The 20,976-nt window shown below is 61.3% G+C and carries 19 protein-coding genes; 5 read left to right on the top strand and 14 right to left on the bottom strand.

From position 1 onward, the window contains the following. The first annotated feature begins 140 nt into the window (after window positions 1-140). The gene (gene rd, locus PZH32_RS02025; protein WP_275205962.1) at window positions 141-305 is read left to right on the top strand and encodes a rubredoxin; all 165 of its coding nucleotides are present in this window, start codon (window positions 141-143) and stop codon (window positions 303-305) included. Between the two features lie 147 nt (window positions 306-452). Here rd and nrdD read toward each other — a convergent pair whose 3' ends face one another. Continuing rightward, window positions 453-758, bottom strand: coding sequence for an anaerobic ribonucleoside-triphosphate reductase (nrdD, locus tag PZH32_RS02020; RefSeq protein ID WP_275205961.1), 306 nt, complete (start codon window positions 756-758; stop codon window positions 453-455). A 298-nt stretch (window positions 759-1,056) separates the two neighbouring features. On the opposite strand from nrdD, the gene PZH32_RS02015 reads away from it, so the two are divergent. Beyond that, window positions 1,057-1,734: a class I SAM-dependent methyltransferase gene (locus tag PZH32_RS02015; protein ID WP_275205960.1), complete on the top strand. Its 678-nt coding sequence runs from the start codon at window positions 1,057-1,059 to the stop codon at window positions 1,732-1,734. 92 nt (window positions 1,735-1,826) lie between these two features. Here PZH32_RS02015 and PZH32_RS02010 read toward each other — a convergent pair whose 3' ends face one another. Then, window positions 1,827-2,327 (bottom strand): hypothetical protein, encoded by a 501-nt coding sequence (locus PZH32_RS02010; RefSeq protein WP_275205959.1) that lies wholly within the window; start codon window positions 2,325-2,327, stop codon window positions 1,827-1,829. 305 nt (window positions 2,328-2,632) lie between these two features. Between PZH32_RS02010 and PZH32_RS02005 the strand changes: the two genes are divergently transcribed. Genes PZH32_RS02005 through PZH32_RS01995 form a run of 3 tightly spaced genes read left to right on the top strand, consistent with a single transcriptional unit; the run spans window position 2,633 to window position 5,399 of the window. Beyond that, complete coding sequence (locus PZH32_RS02005) at window positions 2,633-3,427, top strand: FxLYD domain-containing protein (protein WP_275205958.1); 795 nt, start codon at window positions 2,633-2,635, stop codon at window positions 3,425-3,427. A gap of 2 nt (window positions 3,428-3,429) precedes the next feature. Beyond that, entirely contained in the window at window positions 3,430-4,752 is a 1,323-nt protein-coding gene (locus tag PZH32_RS02000) for a 4Fe-4S binding protein (protein ID WP_275205957.1), read from the top strand. Window positions 4,753-4,784: 32 nt separating this feature from the next. Continuing rightward, window positions 4,785-5,399: a hypothetical protein gene (locus PZH32_RS01995; RefSeq protein ID WP_275205956.1), complete on the top strand. Its 615-nt coding sequence runs from the start codon at window positions 4,785-4,787 to the stop codon at window positions 5,397-5,399. Between the two features lie 100 nt (window positions 5,400-5,499). Here PZH32_RS01995 and PZH32_RS01990 read toward each other — a convergent pair whose 3' ends face one another. From PZH32_RS01990 to PZH32_RS01935, 12 genes are all read right to left on the bottom strand, one after another. Continuing rightward, window positions 5,500-6,708: a 4Fe-4S binding protein gene (locus PZH32_RS01990; RefSeq protein WP_275205955.1), complete on the bottom strand. Its 1,209-nt coding sequence runs from the start codon at window positions 6,706-6,708 to the stop codon at window positions 5,500-5,502. A gap of 5 nt (window positions 6,709-6,713) precedes the next feature. Beyond that, window positions 6,714-7,739 (bottom strand): 4Fe-4S binding protein, encoded by a 1,026-nt coding sequence (locus tag PZH32_RS01985; protein ID WP_275205954.1) that lies wholly within the window; start codon window positions 7,737-7,739, stop codon window positions 6,714-6,716. 12 nt (window positions 7,740-7,751) lie between these two features. Next, window positions 7,752-8,402 (bottom strand): 4Fe-4S dicluster domain-containing protein, encoded by a 651-nt coding sequence (locus PZH32_RS01980; RefSeq protein WP_275205953.1) that lies wholly within the window; start codon window positions 8,400-8,402, stop codon window positions 7,752-7,754. 54 nt (window positions 8,403-8,456) lie between these two features. Next, entirely contained in the window at window positions 8,457-9,146 is a 690-nt protein-coding gene (locus PZH32_RS01975) for a TorD/DmsD family molecular chaperone (RefSeq protein WP_275205952.1), read from the bottom strand. Continuing rightward, entirely contained in the window at window positions 9,139-10,098 is a 960-nt protein-coding gene (locus PZH32_RS01970) for a hypothetical protein (RefSeq protein WP_275205951.1), read from the bottom strand. Before PZH32_RS01970 ends, PZH32_RS01975 begins: the two co-directional genes overlap by 8 nt. A gap of 149 nt (window positions 10,099-10,247) precedes the next feature. Next, window positions 10,248-11,156 carry a DmsC/YnfH family molybdoenzyme membrane anchor subunit gene (locus tag PZH32_RS01965; RefSeq protein ID WP_275205950.1) on the bottom strand — a complete coding sequence of 303 codons (909 nt, stop codon included), beginning with the start codon at window positions 11,154-11,156 and terminating at the stop codon, window positions 10,248-10,250. A 3-nt stretch (window positions 11,157-11,159) separates the two neighbouring features. Then, window positions 11,160-11,786 carry a 4Fe-4S dicluster domain-containing protein gene (locus PZH32_RS01960; protein WP_275205949.1) on the bottom strand — a complete coding sequence of 209 codons (627 nt, stop codon included), beginning with the start codon at window positions 11,784-11,786 and terminating at the stop codon, window positions 11,160-11,162. Window positions 11,787-11,805: 19 nt separating this feature from the next. Then, a complete protein-coding gene (locus PZH32_RS01955; RefSeq protein WP_275205948.1) occupies window positions 11,806-14,811 on the bottom strand; it encodes a molybdopterin-containing oxidoreductase family protein in 3,006 nt (1,001 codons plus the stop codon). A gap of 370 nt (window positions 14,812-15,181) precedes the next feature. Beyond that, complete coding sequence (locus tag PZH32_RS01950; RefSeq protein ID WP_275205947.1) at window positions 15,182-17,104, bottom strand: UvrD-helicase domain-containing protein; 1,923 nt, start codon at window positions 17,102-17,104, stop codon at window positions 15,182-15,184. Between the two features lie 38 nt (window positions 17,105-17,142). Then, the gene (locus tag PZH32_RS01945; RefSeq protein ID WP_275205946.1) at window positions 17,143-18,741 is read right to left on the bottom strand and encodes a LuxR C-terminal-related transcriptional regulator; all 1,599 of its coding nucleotides are present in this window, start codon (window positions 18,739-18,741) and stop codon (window positions 17,143-17,145) included. Window positions 18,742-18,899: 158 nt separating this feature from the next. Continuing rightward, window positions 18,900-19,943, bottom strand: coding sequence for a hypothetical protein (locus PZH32_RS01940; RefSeq protein ID WP_275205945.1), 1,044 nt, complete (start codon window positions 19,941-19,943; stop codon window positions 18,900-18,902). Window positions 19,944-20,269: 326 nt separating this feature from the next. Beyond that, complete coding sequence (locus PZH32_RS01935; RefSeq protein ID WP_275205944.1) at window positions 20,270-20,971, bottom strand: hypothetical protein; 702 nt, start codon at window positions 20,969-20,971, stop codon at window positions 20,270-20,272. Window positions 20,972-20,976: the final 5 nt, after the last annotated feature.

Genomic DNA, 20,976 nt, shown 5'->3' with positions numbered 1-20,976 from the left:
TTGACGGGTAGTTACAGAACGGAGTCGGTTTTCCCGTTGCCGAGGCCGCTGCTCGACAGTCATGCCATCATAGGCCCATATCAGCCAGACCGAGCAATGGCGCAGAGGGCGCCTGCCGGCACGAGAACTGGGAGGATACCATGGACAAGTACATTTGCGACGTGTGCGGCTATATCTACGATCCCGCCGTGGGCGATCCGGACGGCGGCATCGAGCCCGGCACCGCCTTCGAGGACATCCCCGAGGATTGGGTCTGCCCCATCTGCGGCGTCGGCAAGGACGACTTCTCGCTGTACGAGGAGTAAACGGCAATCTCGGCCCCGCACTCAGTCGGGGCCTTTTTATGAAGTGCCTTGGCAAGCCGGCACATCATCGGCGGCAAAGCCCCTTAAAATGAAAAAGCCCGGCACGGAGCGTCTTCCGTGCCGGGCTTTTCTTGCAAGCCATTGAGTTTAGGCAACCTCGTGCTTGACGCGGTCATGCTCCTCGGCGCGCTTGGCGTCGTTGAAGCGATCCATGGTGCCTACCAGGTAACCGGTGATACGGCGGATGCGGTCGAACTTCACGGGAGCCAGACCGTAGTGAATGCCCACGTCCTCGCCATCGACATCGAGCGTCAGAGACTCCAGCTTGCCATGGGGATACTTCTCGGCGGCACGATGCAGATAAGCCTTGATCTCGTTATCGGACACGGGCTCGTCGTTGCCGTTGGCGTAGTTCACGTTGATCTTCACGCCGTCGATCATCTTGGTGCTCATGAGTCTCTCCTGTTCTTACGAGGCGAGGGCCGCTGTTATGAAAAAGGGCATCTTGCGGGGACCCTTTGCCACTAGCAACCCTGATATCGCCTAGGGAATAGTTACCATATCTAGTTAGCGATTGCGAATATTACCACAATATGTTGTCCATATACCCAACGTTTTTCAGAAGTTACGCGAACCGCGCAAAGAGCCCGCGAAGAGGTGACGCGAGCATACAGCAGGCCGGCGATATTTGGCTTCGAGCCTGGAATAAATCGCCCGTGGTACCATAGCGCCCCGAGGAAAGAGAGGGCTTATGGACCGCGCATCTTACTACCAGCAACTTCCCGCCGAAGGCGGACTCGTCAGTGCCTGCCGCATGGCCCTTACCAACACGGACCTTGCCGGCAAACGCATCCTCGATATCGGCTGCCGCCGCGGCAAGGGCGCCTACAAACTCAGCGAACTTGCTGGTCCCGAGGGGTTCGTGCTCGGTATCGACTGGCGGGAGGCTTTCGTGACCCAAGCCCAGGAGGGTGTCGCGGCTGCCCTTGCCCGCAGCGGACTCAGCGAAAGCAACCTGGCCTTCCGCACCGCTTACCCCGAAGACCTGCGCAACGCCGGCATCGAAGACGGCTCCTTCGACGCGGTCTACCTGAACAACGGCATCACGCTGCTCTACGATCCTATCGAAGCGCTGCGGGAATGCGCCCGAGCGCTGACGCCAGGAGGCTTGCTCATCCTGGAGGCCGTCGTTTCCGAGGAGCCGCACGACACAGCAGCTATCGAAGCCGCCCGCGCTGCCGGAAGCAGCATCGGCGCCGCCTGCGCCGAGCTCGAGCTCCTCGCATGGCTTGTCACAGCCGGCTTTGACCAGTCCACCGTGGTCGAGCGCATCCCAGTGGACCCCTCTGTCGACAACCTCGACCCCGCAGCCTACCCCGGCCGCTTCTTCGCTCTCACCCTTCAGGCAAGAAAGCCCCTTTTCGAGTAAAAAGGCCCTCGGAAAACCGAGGGCCCGTTACTTACGCGACCGGTTTTTTCATGACGCTTGCGCAGCTATCTCCTGCGCGGCACTATGAGCTTCTACCGATCCTTGTTGGAGCACAGCAGCAAAATGCCTGCTACCAGCGAACAGAAAATGAGCGTGCACACGTCGAAGGCCACAGTGTTGGCCTTGGTGCCTTTGTAAATGCCCCAGGAAATGACGCACATGGGAATCATCCACGCCAGCGGCAGAATAAGCCAGCACGACCCCACCAACGACAGAATGCAGAAGATGAATGCCACCAGGCGCAAGTTGCGATCGGTGTCGGTCATGGGATAAAGCGGCGGTGCCTGCACCGGGGCCACGGGCTGCTGATAGGCCTGCTGATAACCCGGCTGCTGGTAACCGTAAGCCTGCTGCGCCTGATAGGGATCCTGATAGCCGTAGGGTTGCTGCTGGTAGCCCGAGGGCTGCCCATAGCCAGGGGCATAGTGGCCATCGGCCGTTTGGGTGTAGCCAGAATCGTAGTTTCCTCCGAAGCTTTCGCCAGTTGCCGCAGCGTCGGGCGACTGCGCGGGATCGTATTGCTGGTCGGACATAGAGCCGCCTCCTTGGTCTGTCATCTTTACCTTTAGTATAGCCGCGGCGCCCCTTCTGTGCGACCGATTTCGCTTACCTGAAGGTATCACTTTTGTAAGGGAGCACCTCGCATAATTTCACTGATCTTTTGTTGTCGCAGATCAGCGCATTGTTTTTGGAAGGCCGCCATGAGCAGGGAAAACGCTGCGATGCTATACTCGATTCATCGTTGGGTCTGTCTTCTTCCCCCCTCCCTAGCTCCTTCCACTTTCTTCAAGACAGGCCCAACCGGTTCCCTTGATTCCCCCAGAGAAAGAAGTCCGTCATGGCGAATCGCTCCTTCTGCACCTTTGGCCTGAGATTTGCGCTGGCTTGCATCGCCGCACTGGCGGCCCTTACCGCACTGGGATGTTCGCAGCCCGTAGTGGGCACGTCGAGCAACGACAAGTACGCGGTCTTCCAGGAAGAGGACGAGTCTACTTTCGTCCCTCAGCCGGTGTCCATTGCCTCTTCGAAGCAAGGCACTGAAACATCGATTGTCGACAGCGGCTGGTGGGCCAAGGACGGCTACATTCACTACGGCCTGAAAGTGGAGAACCCCAACGCCGACCTCATCGCACGCGACGTCACCGTCCAAATTACCTCCTACGACGAAGATGGCGTTCAGCTTTCCCAGGACAGCGAGGTTATTTCCTTTATCGGCCCGGACAGCATCGTCGGATTCGCCGGCGAATGCGGCAGCGGCCAGATGCCGGCCACCGTCGAATTCGCCGTCGTGGGCACTGCCGTATGGCAGGACGCCAACGGCTACGAGGAACCCCTGCTCATTGCCTCGGTAGAGGAAGAAGACAAGGGCTATTACCGCTACGAGTACACGGGCGGCGTCACCAACAATACCGGCGCCTACGTGTCCACCGCTCCCATTTGCATCCTTCTGGAAGACGAGGACGGCAGCATCTTGGCCGGCTACGCCGGCTCCACCAAGCGCATCAAGGAAGGGCGCACCCACGATTACCAAATCACTATCAACACCGCTCCCGATCATGCCAAGGTAGAAGTATTTGCCCAGTGGTCGTCCCTCAATGACGAGACGAACGAGGCCCTGGGGGAAAGCGAATAGCCATGGCGCGCCTTGCCGACTACGCGTCTTTGCTGGAAGCCCTGGAGCACCAGGGCTTCCGCATTAAGGCGAACCAGTGCATAGCCGTGAGGAATCGCACGGTCCAGTGCGGGCGCTGCGCCGAAGCCTGCGTCTCGGGGTGTATCCAGGTGGAGAACCGCGCTCTGTCGATCAATCCCGAGCAGTGCATTGGCTGCGGCAGCTGCGCGACGGCCTGCCCCACGGGAGCCATTGCCACCGTCAATCCCGACGATCATCAGATCATCGAGGAGATGGCGGCCGTACAGGCCCATAACGATGGCCTGGTGGTGATTGCCTGCGCCTCCATGCTGGAGCGCGCCGAAGGCAAGATCGATGGCGATGCCGTGGTCAAAGTGGCCTGCCTCGGACGCATCGACGAGGCCGCTTTGGTGCACGCAGCCGCCCAAGGGGCCCGCAAGATCGTGCTTGTCTCCGATGCATGCGAAACCTGCGCCTACGCCACGGGACGCAGGCTCATCGACCGCGTTGTCACAGGCGCCCAGGCTCTCCTGGCGGCCTGGAACAGTCCGTGTCGCATTAAGCTGGGCACCACTTTTCCGCGGCAGTGCGCCCGAGGACAGAAAGACACCTACGATTTGCAGCGCCGCGAGTTCTTGCTGGGCATGAAGGACATGGCCGCCACCAGCGCGCGTCAAACGGCCGAGCTCATGATCAACGACAAGCTTGGCATGGGCGAGGAGGAGCCCGCCTACGAGCATGTCACCGACGACGGCACGCTTCCCCATCGCCTCCCTGCGCGCCGCGTGCGCCTTTTGCAGTCGCTGAACGATCTGGGAAAACCTGCAGCCGCTACCGTCCCCGGACGGCTGTGGCACCGCGTGGTCATCGACGAGCAGCGCTGCAGCGGCTGCCAGATGTGCGCGGTCTTCTGCCCGAGCGGCGCCTTGGCCAAGCATCAGGAAATTGACGAGGCTGCCACCCAGGCCTGCAACAAGCTGTTCCGCGCGCCGGGCAATCCGCGCTCCGTTGCCGCAGAAGGCGCCGCAAAACCGGCCAAGCCCATCTACAAACGGCACAAGGGGCCCTCGGCAAGCAGCAGCTTTGCCGGCGGCGAGCAAGTGGACCTGCTGTTCACTCCGCGCCTGTGCCTGGGCTGCGACAGCTGTCGCCAGCTTTGCCCCCAGCGGGCCATCCGCATCGAGGAGGGCATCGACACCGCCCACATAACATCGAACGCCACCACGCGCACGCCCCTGAAGGACATCACACGCGAAAAAGGCGGCCCCGATGCTATCCGCAACTCCATGAGCAAGCTCATCGACAGCCCCTTCCTTTGGGGCTAGCACCCTCTCGCACCACACGGAAAGGACACTTCATGGCCATCAGCAGACGACACATTCTCAAGCTGGGAGTCAGCTACGGCACCGGCACGATCAACTTCGGCAACGACTCCGTCGTGTACGATCGCGCTTTACGCAAGCTGCCCGAGAGCACCGCCCTTGAGGAATTCCTCGAAGCGCTCAGCGCCGCCGAAGCCGCTCTTGCCGAAGAGGCACTGGCCCAGGAGGCAGCGAACGAAAACGGGTCGACGGGCTCCCCCGCCGAGGAGCTTGGCACCATGGCGAGCGAGCCAGCAGCCACCGAACCCCCGCTTGTCGGTGCCGGCGGCGAGGAAGCCGTCCCGACGTCGGCGGAGATACCGACTGAAACTCCCTCGGACCTCCAAGAAGAACCGCAAGAAGGCGAAGGGCGGCAGGGCGGCGAGGAGGCCGACGAAGCTGCCCCGACCCGGTCACCGGCCCTGGAAGAGGCCCTGGCCAAGGCCCGCGCTTTCCAGCAGCTGTGCAGTCAACTGGCCCTCAGCGAGCTCTATATGCAGGTGCGCGCCATGATAGGCGCCCTCGAGCAAGACGCGCTTCCCTCGGTGGAGGAGACGGCCCTGCTGAAAGAGCGCTACGACAAGATCATCGACTACCTGCAGCACTGCTAACCCCCGCACCCCCCTTATATACGACGACCACCTTTCGGTGGTCGTCGTTGCGTTATGTCGATGGGAGAATCAGGCGCCCTCGCGTCCCGGAGCAAACCTTCTAGTAGCTGTGCTCCACCGACTGCCCGCCGATCTTCACGCGCATGCGCTGGAGAATCTGGTCGGGGCCGGCCATCCAGTCGGGGTCGGCCATGTAGTACCGCTCCGTCTCGTGGGCGGCCAGCTGACGGCTGGGCACTTGGGTGACACAGGAAATGGCCTGGGCAGGGCAGATGTCCTGGCACAAACAGCAGTGGACGCACTCCGCCAGATAGTGCTCAATGCCCGCAATGCCATGCTCGTCGTGGAACTTGACGATGGCGCCCGTGGGGCAGAACACCGCGCACATCTTGCAGGACTGGCAGCGGCTGAAGTCAATGGCCACATGGCCCCAAAGCCGCGTATCGAGTTCTTCTTCCACGGGCTCGCCAAGGCGCTCCAGGGCATCCAGCAACTTGATGCGACGCGTGGGCACAAAGTGCGGCAGCGTGCCATCCTTCTGCACATGCGCAGGACGAATGTCGACCTCGGCCGCCTCGGCTGCACCGCCGCCCTGAACCTCAGGCTTTGGCTGACCTGCAGATGCGGCCTGCCCCCCGGCCGCCGCGCTGGCCGCAACGCCAACGGGCGCCTCCGTCTCGTCGGATGCCGCTGGCGCTACCCAGGCGGGAATGTCCCGGCTCACCACATAGTCGAGCGGGGTGCCCCAGACCTCCGAAATATGACTTGCCGTTCGCTGCACGGTCTCAATGCTGACCACGCCCTGCTTGCGCGGGCAGTCCTCGCACGTGTCGCACAGACCGTAGACCCGCTTCACCCCTGCAGCCGCCAGGGAGAACAGCAGCGTCTCCTCGATGCGGCTCAAGCACAGCACCTCCACTGCCGCCGCAGCTTCACCGTCGATGCGCTCCTTGGCCTTCTGGCAGCAAATCAGCGCCGTGCCCTGGTTTTTCGCCGCGGACTCCTTCGCCTGACGCAAGAGCGAGGCGTCATTGGGATGCTGGGCCTCCAACGCGCAGGTGGGACACACCGTCGCGCAGGTGCCGCACCCTACGCAGAGCTCGGGATCGATGTGCCACTGGCCCGCCTCCACAGCAATGGCGCCGGACGTGCAGGCGTCGGCGCACCGCCGACACGAGGCATGGCGATTGCGCACGCGCACGCACCGATGGGGATGCACGGCAAGCCCCTGGCTCGCCAGCATCTCGACAGCGGCAATGTCATCCACCACCGAAGGGCCGTGCGAGGCAACGGAGTTCTTCTTCGCCACCGCCCTCACTCCTTTTCAACGGCATCGCCCTTGCCCTTGCGCGACGGCAGGAAGGGGAAGGTGATGGCCTGGGTCGGACAATGATCGGAGCACTCGCGACACTTCGTGCAGTTGTTGAGCGAGACTTCCGACAGTTCAGGTTCGCGGATATTAATGTGCTCAGGGCAGCTCTTCGCGCACCGCAGGCACGAGATGCCCTTGGACGTGTCGAGGCACTTGCCGTCGTCGATCGTGGGGCGCAGCGTCTTGTTCGCCCCCGAGATCAGGGAAATCACCGCGCCAAGCGGGCAAATCTTCGAGCACCACTTGCGGAAGAACACCACTTCGAGCAGCAGCACCAACGGCACGGCGATGATAGCCCAGGTAGTCTCGCCGAATGCGAAAAGACGCATGACCAAAAACACGCCAGCGAACGTCAAGCCCACCGGGCAGATCAGGCAGAAGACAGGGAATCCGAAGATGGCCGCCGAGCCAAGAGCGCCCAGCAACACCCCGTAGCGCGAGTCGAACTTGAAGCGGTTCGGCTTTCCGCCGATATGGGCATCGATCTCCTGGGCCGTAGGCTCCGCAGCGGCGGGCGCAACCGAGGTCGCTTCACTGGCCACCGCCACTGAAGCCTCGGCAGCTGCCGGCGCTGCATCGTCGCCGACGGCCGGGGGCGCCGCCTGCGCAGGCGCGTTCTCGGACAGCGCCGCCGCGTCCTTGGCGCCCTTGGCCTTCTTGCTTTTCTTCCCCAGGCCGGGAATGATTTTCTGCAAGAACGGCATCGGGCACATCCAGGCGCAGAAGACGCGGCCCAGCACGATGATGAGCAGCACCACCGCAATGACCGAGATAAGCGCGCGCGGAACAAAGATCTTGCTGGCAAGCAAGCTTTCCAGATAACCCAAGGGGCACAGGAACGCGAAGACGTCGAAGCCAAAGCCGCTCAAATTGCCAATCCCCACGGCGGTGAAGTAGCCGATGGCCACGACAACGAGAATGACGCCCATCACCAAAGCGCGCAGGGTCGAAGCTTTCATTTTTTTCATGACGGACCTCCCCTAGGCGCCCACGGGCACAACGTTGATGGCTCGGGTGGTGGCACTTCGACCGCCGGCGCTGACCGAAACGCTCTCAAGGCTCACGCACGCCTGCTCGCAACTACCACAGCCGTTGCACAGCGACTCGTCCACATGGGGACGGTTGTGCTCGTCGAAGGTAATAGCCTCCTGCGGACAGGCATTCTTGCACAGGGTGCAGCCCTTCATCATCCACGCCAGGCACCAATCGGTCTCGATGCGCGCCACACCCAGCTGCATGGTGTCGAACGACGAGTCGTCCGTAGTGGTCAGCGCTCCGGACGGGCACACTTCGGCGCATTTCGCCACGCCGTTGTTGTACTCCGTGCAGTGATCGCACCAGCCCATGGCCCCTCGCAACTGCGATGCCGAGCGGGAAAAACCCAGCTTCGGCGTGCGCAAGTTCACCACACCGTCCTCGATGGTGGCGGGCACAATGCAAGCATTAGGGCACACCTCGATGCACTTGCCGCAGCGCACGCAGGCGCCCACAAACGCGTTTTCGCTCCGGGTTCCGGGCGGTCGACACAGCGCCTGCTCGGGCAGCATCACCACCCCGCCCAGCGCCAACATGCATCCTGCGCCGACGGCTCCGGTAATGAACCCTCGACGACTGACCGAAACTTTTTTCATCGCCCGTCCTCTCTCTCATTAGGATCGGCAGCGCTCCCTCAGCGCCTTCTGCTGTTATGCTGCGCGCTCGGCCTCAAGCTCCTCGGACAGCACGTTCTCAAGAAAGTCCTTGTCCACCTCGATGAACCCGCGCGTCAGGTAAGCCAAGGCGCGATAGAAATCGGTCTCGGCGAACTTCAGCATGTCCTGGGCCAAAAACGGAATCCAGCCCTGCAGGTGATCGACGATGAAGTGGTACTGGCACAGCATCTCGGCCGACGCCGTCTCCACGTCGTCCTTTTTCAAAGCCTCCATGGCACGCAAGGTTTTGATCTGCATATACTCCAGCTCGACGGCAATGTGGTCCTCGCCCATCTTCCAGCTGTCCAAGCTGCGAAGACCGGCCGCCCGGTACAGTGCCAGAATCTCGTCGCGCGCGTCCTGCATCAGCAGACGCTCGGGCGAGGTATGCACCGACTCGTTGGGGTAGGCGGCCGAATGGCCCGTGGTGTTCGCGCCAATGAAGGTGCGCAGGTAGTCGCGCTCCAGATCCTCCAAGGTGCGCTCCCAAGCGCCGCTCAAGTACTTATGGAACAGGCGATAGCCCGCATCCACATCGGCATTGCCCGTGTTGATGGGGCAGCGCATGGCCATCATCGCCTTCAGGCTAGCCGCATCCATTTCCTCGCGATACAGACGGGCCAGCATCCCGTACGTGGCCAATCGTCCCTGCATGACCGACTCGAGATTGATCTCCTTAGCCATGGCAAACCTCCTTGTTCAGCTGAGCCTCGTAATCCTCAATAACCGCTTGGCCGGCCTTCGTGATGCACCAGCCTCCTTGCCACTCCAACGCCCCCTGGCGCTCCAGACGACTGACGAAGTAGCCGGAATAGCGGCGCGGCTCCTGCAGCAGCGGGCTGTCATTGACCAAGTTGTCGATCTCCTTGGCCGAGCGTCCGTATTTCTCCTCGGCGCAGTAGTCGAGAATCTGGTGATAGATGTCCAGGTACTGGGGCTCCTTTCCCAGCAGCTCTTTGGTGTCGGCCACATCGTCGACCGCATCCACGGCCGCGCAACCGGCAGCCGTCGCCACCCAGACGCCGGGCTGGCGCTCTTCCACTTCCAGGAAATCGAGCACCACTTCCTCGTCGCCCTCGACCATCACGTCGTGGCAGACTTTCGCCTCATCAATGGGCACCAAAAGCGCGCCGCAGGCAAAGGGGTCGACCGTATCTGCAGATGCCTCCGCCGCCGCGGCCGGCAAAACGCCCGCTTCCCCGTCGGCAGCGCCCGTCTCCGACGCCGCGACCGTCTCGGCGGCCGCATCCTGGGGATCCTCATCGGTCAGGTACTCGATAGCACCGGCGCCCTCAAGCAGCTCGCGCAGCACCACCGGCGAGTAAACGCTGTAGCAGTGCTCCTGGAGCTCTTCGGTGTAGGCGTCCATCTCGACGCCCGTTTTGGGCTCGCGGCAGTAATCGACCAAACGCAGCATAAGGCGCTTCTGTCCCGGCACTTCCTCAAGAAGCTTGGCAATGCGCTCCTCGGGGGGCAGGGCGGGCGCTTCCTCCTGGGGGCGCTCCTCCAAGGGAGCCCCGATCAGGTCGTCGGATCCGTCTTCCGAAACAACCTCGACGGCCTCTCCCTCATCCTCGTCGTCAAAGGGATCGAACAGGTCGTCGTCAAGCAGCAAGTCACGGATATCTTTGTCCATGATGATCTCCTCTCGATATAGTGGCTTTGCTGAGGGGGGCAGACTTCTTCATGGACGGGAGAGAAGTCTGCCTTCCCCAACAAAGCCAAAGAAGCCGAACCTGCTCCGGAAGGAGGAGGGGGTTCCTTCCGGAGCAGGCAAAAGGCTGGCTAGAAGAAGTACACGTAGGAGGCGATACCGACTACGTACAGCACGATGCGGTAGCAGGTATTGCCGATAAGAGCGGCCACCAGGGCCACCACGGGCAGCGCCGGGTTGGCAGCAAGCTTCGCGCGGAAGGCTGCCACCGCCGCCACAACAATGGGCACGATGCCGCCCACCACCACGGCTCCGCCCCAGAACAGACCGGCTGAAGCGCCGCTCCAGGCCGCCGCCAAATCCGCGGCGGGATCCACAGCAGGATGGGTGGGATCGTAGGTGTAGAAGGTAATGCCCTCGATGGTTGCCGGCTCGATAGTGGAGATGGCGAACATGGCCGCAACGGTGATAACGGTGTACAGCACCGCCATGACCAGCGTCAGCTTACCGAACAGGGCATTGACGTCATCGCCCTGCTTCAACACGGCCGTCAGCACCCACACACCCGCGGCGCCCAGAATGAGCTCGCTGGCGTAGTAGTACAGGTACAGGAACAGATTGTTCCAGGCCGGACGTGCGTACATGTCGTACGAGTGAGCCGTCACGAAACCGCCGATCACCGCAATGATGATGAAGGCAACCCCCACAGCCTTGGAGGGGACCACGCCGTCCTCGCGACCCCTCCAAGCCATCACGAAGGCCACCACCAGGGCCACCACCATGACGACAATGAGAATAAGCTCGTGGGTAATACCCGAGTTGATCTGGCCGAAGCCGTTGAAGATACGCTCCCAATGCTGCAGGTGCGTGAATACGGCCAGGCCGCCCACCACCAGCACCACGGCCGTCACAATGAGCGTGATCAGGTGGAACCGGTTATCGCCCTTTCGCTGGACCATCATGAGACCCTGGAAGCCCATCAGGCCGTTCGCCAGACAGAGGAGCAAGGTGAAGATGACAAGTGGCGTCTGAATTTCCATAGGTTACCTCCAGGTCCGATTGCGAAGGATGAAGCGATCGCTCGGCCCGTTGCCCGAATCGGGCAGCGTGTGAACATCATCGTCCGAGAACGGCTTGATGTAGGACTCGTCGAGCAAGCTGATGTTGTTGCCGTTTTCGTCCAAGCGACCACGGAAGTCGTTGTAGCCAGCGTCCAAGTCGCCAAAGAAGCGCGCCGAACCGCCGCAGGCAATGACGCAGGAAGGCAGCTCGCCCTCGTTGGTCTTCTGGTAGCAGCGGGTGCACTTCTCCACCACGCCCTGCTCCTCGTTGAGGTAGCGCACGCCGTAGGGGCACGCCATGGCGCAGAACTGGCAGCCGATGCACTTGTCGTGGTCGATCTGCACCGAGCCGTTCTCCGTCTTATGGGAGGCGCCGGTGGGACACACGTGCACGCAGGCCGGATCCTCGCAGTGCTGACAGCTGACCGGCAGGTAGTACATCTCGACATCGGGGTAAGTGGACGTCGGGGTCTTCGGGTTCGGCCCGACGCGCAGAATCTTGATCCAAAAGCTGCCAATGGGTACTTCGTTTGCTTCTTTGCAGGCAACGACGCAGTTCAGGCAAGATACGCACCGATTCAAGTCGGTGATAACCGCATAACGGGACATGAGTAAGCTCCTTTCTCGCCTAGATAACTTCGTACTCGTAGGTAGGCAGCCATTCCTTCAAGCGAGGATCGGTTGCGGTGTGGATGATCTCGGTGCCGTCGTCATCACAGGGACACGGGTTGCCGAACGGGCTGTTCTCCGGCGTGGCCTTGTAGATCTTGGCCAGGTAGCCGCGGCAGTTGCAGGTACCGATAATGGGGTCCTGAGACTCGTGGTCCATGCTCACCAGCACGTTGACGTTGGACAGATCCCAACCATGCTTCGGCGCCGAGAGCTCGGGGTACCACCACTGGTGGTCGCACTCCACCGTGCCCGGGCGAATGCCGTAGAACAAGTCGGCCACCTGGCGAATGCGTCCGCGCTTCGTCTCGATCCAGCACCAGTCGCCCTGCTCGATGCCAAGCTCGGCGGCCGTATCGGGATGAATCTGGAACGTGGCGCAGGGGGTCAGCTCGCGCAGCCACGGCTGCTGACGTCCCTCGTTGTGGAAGTACAGCGGGTTGCGGCGACCGGTCGTCACGATGATGGGATACTCCTCGTAGAGCTCGGGGCTCGAAAGCGGCGACTCCACCGGCTCGCGATAGCCCGGGATGCCGTTGTAGGAACCCGGCGCCTCCACCCACTGGGTATTCGGGCCGTGATAGGACTCCAGAATGGTCGACAGAATCTCGAACTTGCCCGTGGGGGTGTTGAAGCCCGGCACGAAGGGCGCCGTCGGATCCTCGGCATCACGCGGACGGAAATGGCCCCACTGGAAGCGGTAGTAATAACCGAAGGGAGAGATCTCCTTGAGGTTCCACTGGCTGTGCTCCTGGTACTGCTCGACGTACTCGTCCCAGTCGTCGCAGCGCAAGATGTTGCCATCGGGAGCCGGCACGGCAATGTCCAGATGGGGCGCGATGACCGTGTCGCCAATCTTGGCCGGCAGCTCGCGGCGCATGGGCAGCACCGACATGTTCAGCATGTCCTTCTCAGTGGGCCACGGCTTCATCCACTCGTCGGGCCACTGGGGCAGCGGGCGATTCTTGGTCGGCCAGTACTCGTAGCCCATGGCCTTGGACAGCTCGCAGCAAATGTCCGCGGAGTCCCACGAGGCGTCGCCCTGACGCTTCACGGCCTGCACCTGGGCGCCAATGGCACCCTCGCCGCCCTGGGTGTAGCGCAGTACGCTGACCTCCAGGAAGTGGGCCGCCGGCATAACCACGTCGGCCAGCTCGATGGTGGGGCTGTGCCACAGCTCCCAGCCGCCGAAGAAGTCCAGCGTCTCGAACGCCTGCCAGTTCATCCAGGCGTTGCCCGAATTGAAGTGCTGGCCCGAGTTGGCAATCATGGCGCGGATGGGATAGGGATCGTCGTAGAGGATGGCCTCGGCGGCGGAAATGGGGTCGTGGTACAGAGCCGCGCCGCCGACCATCTGGAAGAACGGCGTCAGCGGGAAGCGATCGCCACCCACCACCTTGGCCTGCTCCTTCGGATCGAGCGTGCTATTCGCCCACGGAATGTGATACTGGAAGAACGTGTCCATGGTGAAGAACATGTTCTCGCAGCCGCGCTGACCGCCGGGCGAGTCGATGTTGTTCATCAGCGCCGACAGAATAAGCGGCAGCATGGTGGTCTGGATGGAGTTGCCGGCGTGCTCCAGCGGCAGGTTGAACACGATGCCGCCCTTGCCGGGCTCCTCGCAGTAAGCCTCGGCCGCGTCAATGAACTTCTGCGGGTCCACGCCGGTGATCTCCGAGGTGTGCTCGGGGGTCCAGGGCTCCAAGTGGCGCTTGAACATCTCCCATACCGGCTCTACCGTGTGCTCCTTGCCGTCCTTGAGGGTTACCTTGAAGCTTCCCTCGAGGGCCGGATCAATGTCCACCGGCAGGCCCGGATCGGTGGCCAGAATGCCGCCCTTGTATTCCACGCAATCCTTGTCGAGATCGGGGTACTGGTACTCGGTCTGGCCGTCCCACAGGCACGTATGGGTATCGAAGAACTTGATGCTGTTCGACTTGGTGTCCCAAACAGCCATCTTGCGCACATCGCCGCCCTCGACGATATCGGACTCCTTCAGGATGCGCGTGCGGATGTTCAGCGGGTAGCTGCCCATCTCCTGCTTGCCTTCGGGATCGCCCCACTTCGACCAGGTCCAGCCCGACGGCTCGATGTCCTCGCAGTACAGGAAGGGAGCGTTCGTCCACTTCTTCACGAAGGTCATATCGATGTTACAGTTGTCGTTGAACACCGCCTGATGCAAAAGGCCCAGGGCCACGGCGTCGTCAGTGCCGGGACGCAAGTCGATCCAAATGTCGGCTTCCTTGCCCAGGTTCTGCATACGCGGGCCTACCTGAATGGTGGTCTCGGCGCGCACATGCTCGTCCACGGTCACGCGGCACGAATTGTCGTAGTTGGAAACTTCCTGATTGGTGCCCCACTGGAAGTTGACCTTCTGGCCGTCGATAAGATTGCACCAGTGAGCACCCGGGAAGCAAATCATGGCGGCCGAGCTCAAGCGCGGGCCCTTGCACAGAATGCCGGCGGGCGAGCCGGTGTTGGCCGTCTGAATCAGATAGGTCGGATAGGCCTCGGTAGCATAGGTGGTAATACGCCCAGTGCCGTGCAGGCACTTAATGGAGTGCTGGCCGTACTTCTCGATAACGGCGTTGAAGCCGTCGGCCATATACTGGATAGCCTCGTCGTGGGACACGCGCTTCCACTTCGGATCCTCGCCCTTGGGCGTGGTGCGGATAAGCGGGTAGCGAATACGATCGGGATGGTACAGGGCCTGCGTGGCCGAGCGTCCCTTCACGCACAGGTTGCCACGGCTGGCCACGGCGCGATGGTCGCCTTCCAAGTGAATGACGCGACCGTTCTTCACCGTAATCAAATTGCCGCATTCCATCTTGCCGCAGCCACGGCAGGTGGAATGGATAACCTTGATTTCATCGTCCGCCGTCTCATCGGCGAAGGCGTCTTCATGCAAAATAGCCTGGCTTGCGCCATCAGCCAAGGCGATAGCGCCGGCGCTTGCGGCAGCCACTTTGAAAAACGAGCGCCTGCTTAAAGATCGATCAAGCATGCAGTCCTCTCTTCTCTCGTCACCTTTGCGCTTCGAGCTCGGGCCCAAAGCCCTGGCGCTTGCGGGCCCTTGCCCTCAAACCCCGAAACGCATTTCCGTTTCCCCAGTGAAAAAGTTACGCGCAAATAACGGCAGGGCCAATCGCATAAACACCCTGAAATCGACCTCGATGCGGGTGCGAAGCAGTCTCGATGATTTTGTATGAGAGGGCTTTGACCTGGTATTTCTTTCACATTTAGCGCTAACTGCAAGAAAAAGGGCCCCATCTTTCCTGAGAAGATGGGGCCCGCAGGGGTGGGGGCGAATTGGAACGGGATAAGCGTCGCTTGCTCTACAGCGTCGAGACGAAGCCGGGGGCCTCGTCGCCCATTTCGTCAAGATAGGGCGTGGGCGCAAGAACGGCCATGCTCTTGCCGTCCTCCATGCGGATGCGGTGGGCGTACATGCCCAAAGCCGCCGCCGTGTTGGCCTCGTCCTTCTGCACCGTGGAGACGATGAAGGCATAACGCGCCTTCGTCATGGCCGCATACCACGAGCGGCGCTCCTGGCGGCGAATTTCCTCGATGCGCTCGTCGTCCAGCTCCACGCCGATGGTGACGCGCGCCGGGTAGAAGCCCTCTACCGCTCCAGCGAAAATGACGGTGTCGAAGGACAGGCCGCAACTCATATCCATGAGACCGATGCGCACAGCGTCCGTATCGGCGAAACGCGCCTCCAAGCGCCCGCGGGCGCGCTCAAGGAGCTGAGCGGCACTCTCGCTTCCCTCCACCGGCTCGACCAGATCCATGAACTCGCGGGGCGGCTCTTCGCCCCGCACGGGCGCACAGGCGTTGAGCAGCGCAAAGCCCTGCTTGTCCTTGACTCGGGCCACGAATTCCTTGCCCGCGCGATAGCGGTCGACCAACACCGAGGCACCGCCGAACAGCTCGTCCTCGGTAAGGGCCTCGGCCTGCTCCAGTGCCTCCAGCACGCCGATGTCCTTTTGCTGGGCGTACTTTTCCAGGCGGAACCAGTGGTTGGAGTTCGTCAGGTAATCGCTGAATCCGCACCAGCTGCGCCAGGCAATCACATCGGTGTCGTCGGCGGCCAAATTGAGGCGCGTATAGGCCTGCAGCGCACGGCTGCGCTCCTCGTCGCGCGGATCGCCGCGCAAAGCGTGCCGACTCGTTACCACGTCGGCCTTGATGTCATTGGCCCGTAGCACCTTGGCCAGGGCATTGCCCCATACCGCGTTCGGCACGGCCACGAAAATGTCCTGAGGACGGATCAGATGATCCGTGTCGGCAAGACGGTGCTTGATGTAGCGAGCCAAACCGAGGAACTCCTCATTCGGCGTGGGCCAGCGCACGAACTGAACCTCGCAGGGGGCCCCGGTGCCGGTTTCGACCACTTCGTCAACGCACAGACCCCCGTCAGTTGCCAGCGCGTTGGCCATGCTGGCCAGGCGCTCGGGGCTGCGCAGGCCCTGGCGCAGAGACACGGTGGCCGCGCCTTCGTGACGACCCTCAAAGGCGATGAAGCCCTGGGGGTAAGGATAGGGCTCCCCCGTGGCCACCTGGCAGTTCTGCGCACCCGTTACGACCAGGCTGCGCGTTGCCAGAAGTTCGACCAGCCATTGGGAGGCGCAATTCAGGTTCTGGAAATCATCAACCAGAACGAAGGGGCGCTTGAAGGGCGCGGCCGCCTCAGGATGGTCGCGCACGAACTTGCAGGCCACATTCGAAAGCTCCTGGGGCAGCATGGCCTCGCGAAGACGCAAGTTCTCGGTCAAGGTAGCGTAAACATCGGCCTCTTCGGAATCGCGGATGAAGGTGTCTTTCTCGTCTCCCAGCTCGGAGAGCTCGCGATAGAAGAACTTGAGCATTTCGCGCAAGCGCTTTGGCTTAAGGCCGCAGACCTTCATGTCCTCCATGAGGATACGCTCCTCGAAGTCGGCCAACAAGCGTGGGCTGCGTCCCGTGGCCTGGCGCGCTGCCGGACTGTCAAGCAGAGCCACGGCGTAGGCCACCAGCGTCGTAGCACGCACCTCCGTTACGCCTTTCTGATCAAGCAGCGTGTTCAGGGCATCGACCGCCGCTGGCGTTGGCCCGATCAGCAAAATATCCTCGGGGGAAACTCCTTGATCCAGCAAAACAGCCACTCGTTGGACAAGGCCGAAGGTCTTGCCCGTTCCTCCTCCGCCGACAATCTTTGCAAACGGCGTATCGAGTGCAAGCAAACGGGGCCAATCTGTCCCGAAAGGCAAAGTACCCATGATCTATCTATCCTTTTCTCTCACTGAAGCGCTTCGACTCAGGAGTCTTCGCGATCTTTCTGCGCTCGAATCTCGCTCTCGATCACGTCGATAAGCTCCTGGTCGGAATGGATGTCGAGCTTCTTATACAAATTGCGCATATGCGTCTGAAACGTGCTCTTGGAAATGACCAGCTTCTCCTGGACAAAGGTACCGTTGCGCCCGCGGCCCACCAGCATCATGATTTCCTTCTCGCGCGGCGTTAGGCTGTAAGTCTTGCCCACCGCTTCGCAGGCAGAGGCGTAAAGCTTGCGCGTGAATGTTGGCACGGGAATGTATTCCCAGGCCGTCGCGACGCTGGTATCGCGCAAGGCGATGGCCATGATGACGATAGAGAGCACCAGGGCCCCAGCCGACACCACCTCGAAGCTCATGCCCTGCTCATTTCCGAGCAGCAATCGGCGCAGAAGGACCCCGATGAACTGCGTGCCGAAAAAGTCCGCCCAGAGCATGAAAAACGTGGCCAGCGATTGCTTTTTGCGGAAAACCAGCGGCAGCTGCATGAGAAGGATGCTGCCGAACAGCAACTGGCCGGCGAAGAGGATACCGAACGAAAACGTCAGACCCACGTCGCGGAAAATTGAAATGAGCCCCTGACCAATGCATCCCAGGGCCAGTAGCAGCGCTAAGGGGATGGTGTAACCCGGATTGCGGCCCGTGCGCCAATAGCGGCCCACAATAAACAGGCCAATGATAACGGTAACGGCCATGCACACCAGCAAAGCGCTTCGCAAATTCGCAACGCTCGTGCCCACGTACCCATAGGATAGGCCGAAAACAAATCCCACGGCCGCCAGACTCAGCCAAAGACGGCGCGGCGCCTCAATGATGTCGGCGCGCTCCATGCTTGCTTGCTCAATCTGATCATCGACACGCTGCACCGTAGCGTCAAAGTGCCCCAGGGTAAGCAGAACCACCAGCGGCAGCAATGCGATCAGCGTGCCGGCCACCGGCTCCGGTATCACCGAAAGCGCCAGCACGAACACGGCCGATACCACCAGCGACATGCCGATGCACAGCGCCACCGTCTCAGAGAAATGGGCGAACAGGCGAACCCAGACCGAAAACGCCATACCCAACGACGATCCGAACAAAAGATACGAGAGAATGAACATCAGCTCCTCGAGGGGAGCAGGCCCCTCGAAGGCGCTGCACGCCAAGCACAAGCACGTGGACAGGGGCGTAAGGATGAGCAGCACGTTGCAAAGGCGCCGCCAGCGAAACAGCGGCATTTTGCGAAACACAAAGCCCGATCCTATGGCAGCAAGGTAAGCCAGGAAGCTCACCTCTTGAAACCCGGCCACATTGAGGAAGGGCTCGTGATCAAAGACGAACACATCGGGAAGAAAGAGCGCCGCCAAAAGCCAGGTGTGAATAATGCCAATGGAAACGGTGTTCGCCACCAGCAGGCTCTTATGGATGTTCTTCGGTTTGATTTCATTGTGCAACTTGTGCGCCGTCATGTCCTCTTGGTGAATCGAGGGATGATTATCCCTGGTCAACACCTTGTTCGGCAGCGCCTTGTTCTGCTGCTCAACAAACTTATCTGCGGTAACTGCGGCATCCGTGCGCGGCGCCTCCACAGTGCATCCCCTCATGACGGTCCCGTCCAATCTTCGTCATGCGCTCTGCCGTACCACGACAGCCCCTACGTAATCGTCCAGACACGCCGAGGAAAACCTCGACTGTCTGGACGATTTTTCCATGCTTGAGTTAATTTATTCTTAAGAAAGAATAAACCTTCAAAGAACTGTAACTATTCTCCGTCCGTATAGTTCCAGTCGCCTTCGGCCATGCCCGGATGGTAGTCAACTTCGCCAGCCGAGTCGGTGCCGTACTCGCCAGCGCCCTCAACCTCACCGGCCTGCTTCCACGTGCCGGCATCGCCGTTCGAGACACGCCAGGTAATCAGGTTGGGGTTCCAGAACAGATAGTCGTAGGTACCGTCGGTGTAGTCCTCGCTCGGCTCGCCGTAGAGCGGCACGTACACGCCGAAGTCGGGCGCGTAGGCCACATCGCTCCAAAGCGGCACGCTCTCGTCCCAACCGCCGCCGCGGCTCTCGGTAATCTGGCGATCATCCATACGTACTGCCGAATTGACGTGATAGGCGAACTCTTCGGGCGTGTACTTCGTATCGCTGTCGTCGGCAAAGCCGCGAGCGCGGTTGTACTCATACAGCACCGTGGGATCGGGCGTGTGGTTGGTCACCGTCGTGCGCTCCACGAAGTTCACATCATAGGTGTCCGAGAAGCACAGGGCCAGCGACAGCACGCCCTTCAAGTTCACATCATGGAACTCGGCGGTGGCGCCGTCGGCCAAGGTTGCCTGGAAGGTATAGGTCACCGGGGTCACGTATTCCTTGTTCGAGCGGTTCGTGACGGCATAGTCACGATACTCCTGGGTGTACCACCAGCAGGCCTCATCGCCCGGGGCAATGTCGGCGGCCAGGCCCAGATCGGTAAACGACGTCTCGTCGCTGGCCTTGATGCCCAACTTGGTAATGGCCTGATCAAGCTTGTTGATGACGCACAGGGCGTAGGAGCCCTCTTCCTGACTGCCAAACTGGTTGCCCAAAGCGGCCGTAGCGGCCAGTCGATCGGCATTCTGAGAAGAAATGGGACCCACGTAGGTCATGCCATCAACGTAAATGTCGTTCCGCAGGTCGATATAGTTTGTGTAGTCGGCATTGCCCAGCAAAGTAGGCTGGTAGCTTTCATCTGCCGCGGCCACGCCGGCAGAGAGCCCTGCTGCAAGAACCGCCGAGACGGTCACGCCGACAACACCTTTCCGTAGGTTCATAGAAACCTCCTCTTGGTATGTGTCAAGAACGTCGGTTTCCCTGCGGTTTGCTAATATGCCTCGCGGGGAAACGGAACAGTTGAACGACCCCGCAGAGTTCGCGACAAGCCTATCCTGCACAAAAATACGGCACCTGTCACCTCGTATAAATTCAATGAAATTGCGTTTTCCCTGGTCATTTCGTTGTGCAGAGGACGTTCTCATCGTTTTGGCCGTCGTGCAAAAAAACGGCCCCCGCCGAAGCGGGGGCCGCAGCATCGCTCATCTTTATGTGAGGGCGCCAAGAAAGGTCTCTCTAGTGCTTTGCCTTACGCAGGCGCTGGCGCTCAAGCGCCCACCGCCTCCAACACCGCGGCTCGCCCCGCCTCGTCGGGCGCAATGCGGCACCGGTCGGGCCAGGCGCCACCCAGCTGCCGCTCCGCCTCGTCGACAAGCTCCTCGCGCACTACCGCCAGTGCATGGGGAAACGCTGAGGTGGGCCCTTGTCGCAGCAGAGCCACAGCTTCGGTAAGCCCCTCGCCTCGCTGAAGTTCAAGACGACCAAGCTCATCGACAATCAGAAGGCCCGAAGCCGCAGAAGCGAGTCCCGCGCCCGACAGTTCTCGCACGCACGCGTCCGTTGCCTCCGATGAGCCGCTCGCGCGCACCTCCCCGCGCTCAGCTCCGTCGCCGCATGTTCCTTCTACCAGCTGGCGAAAATGCTCATTCACGCGGGCGATGGCAGCGTCGTCTATCTCCCAGGCCAATTGAGCCCGCGCGCTCTGGCTGGCAGCGTCGAAGCTTCCCTCCAGCTGCGCTAAATCGCGACGGCGCGCGAAGGGAAGGCGCTCTCCGCTCGGTAGGAGCACGTTGTCGATACCGCGCTTCTCGAATCCATTGCCATCGGCCCAGCTCCCGGCGGCCGGCACCCAGTCCCCAGGTGCCAGCACCCCCGCCACCGGCACACCAGCGGCAGCGACGTCGTCAACCAGCCGCTGAAGCCAGCGGGTCTTCCCTATCTGCACATCGCCTGTCAGAAAAAACAGCATGCCGC

Source organism: Adlercreutzia equolifaciens (assembly GCF_029076695.1).
GTDB lineage: Bacteria > Actinomycetota > Coriobacteriia > Coriobacteriales > Eggerthellaceae > Adlercreutzia > Adlercreutzia equolifaciens_A.
This window is presented reverse-complemented; position numbering and strand designations above follow the sequence as displayed.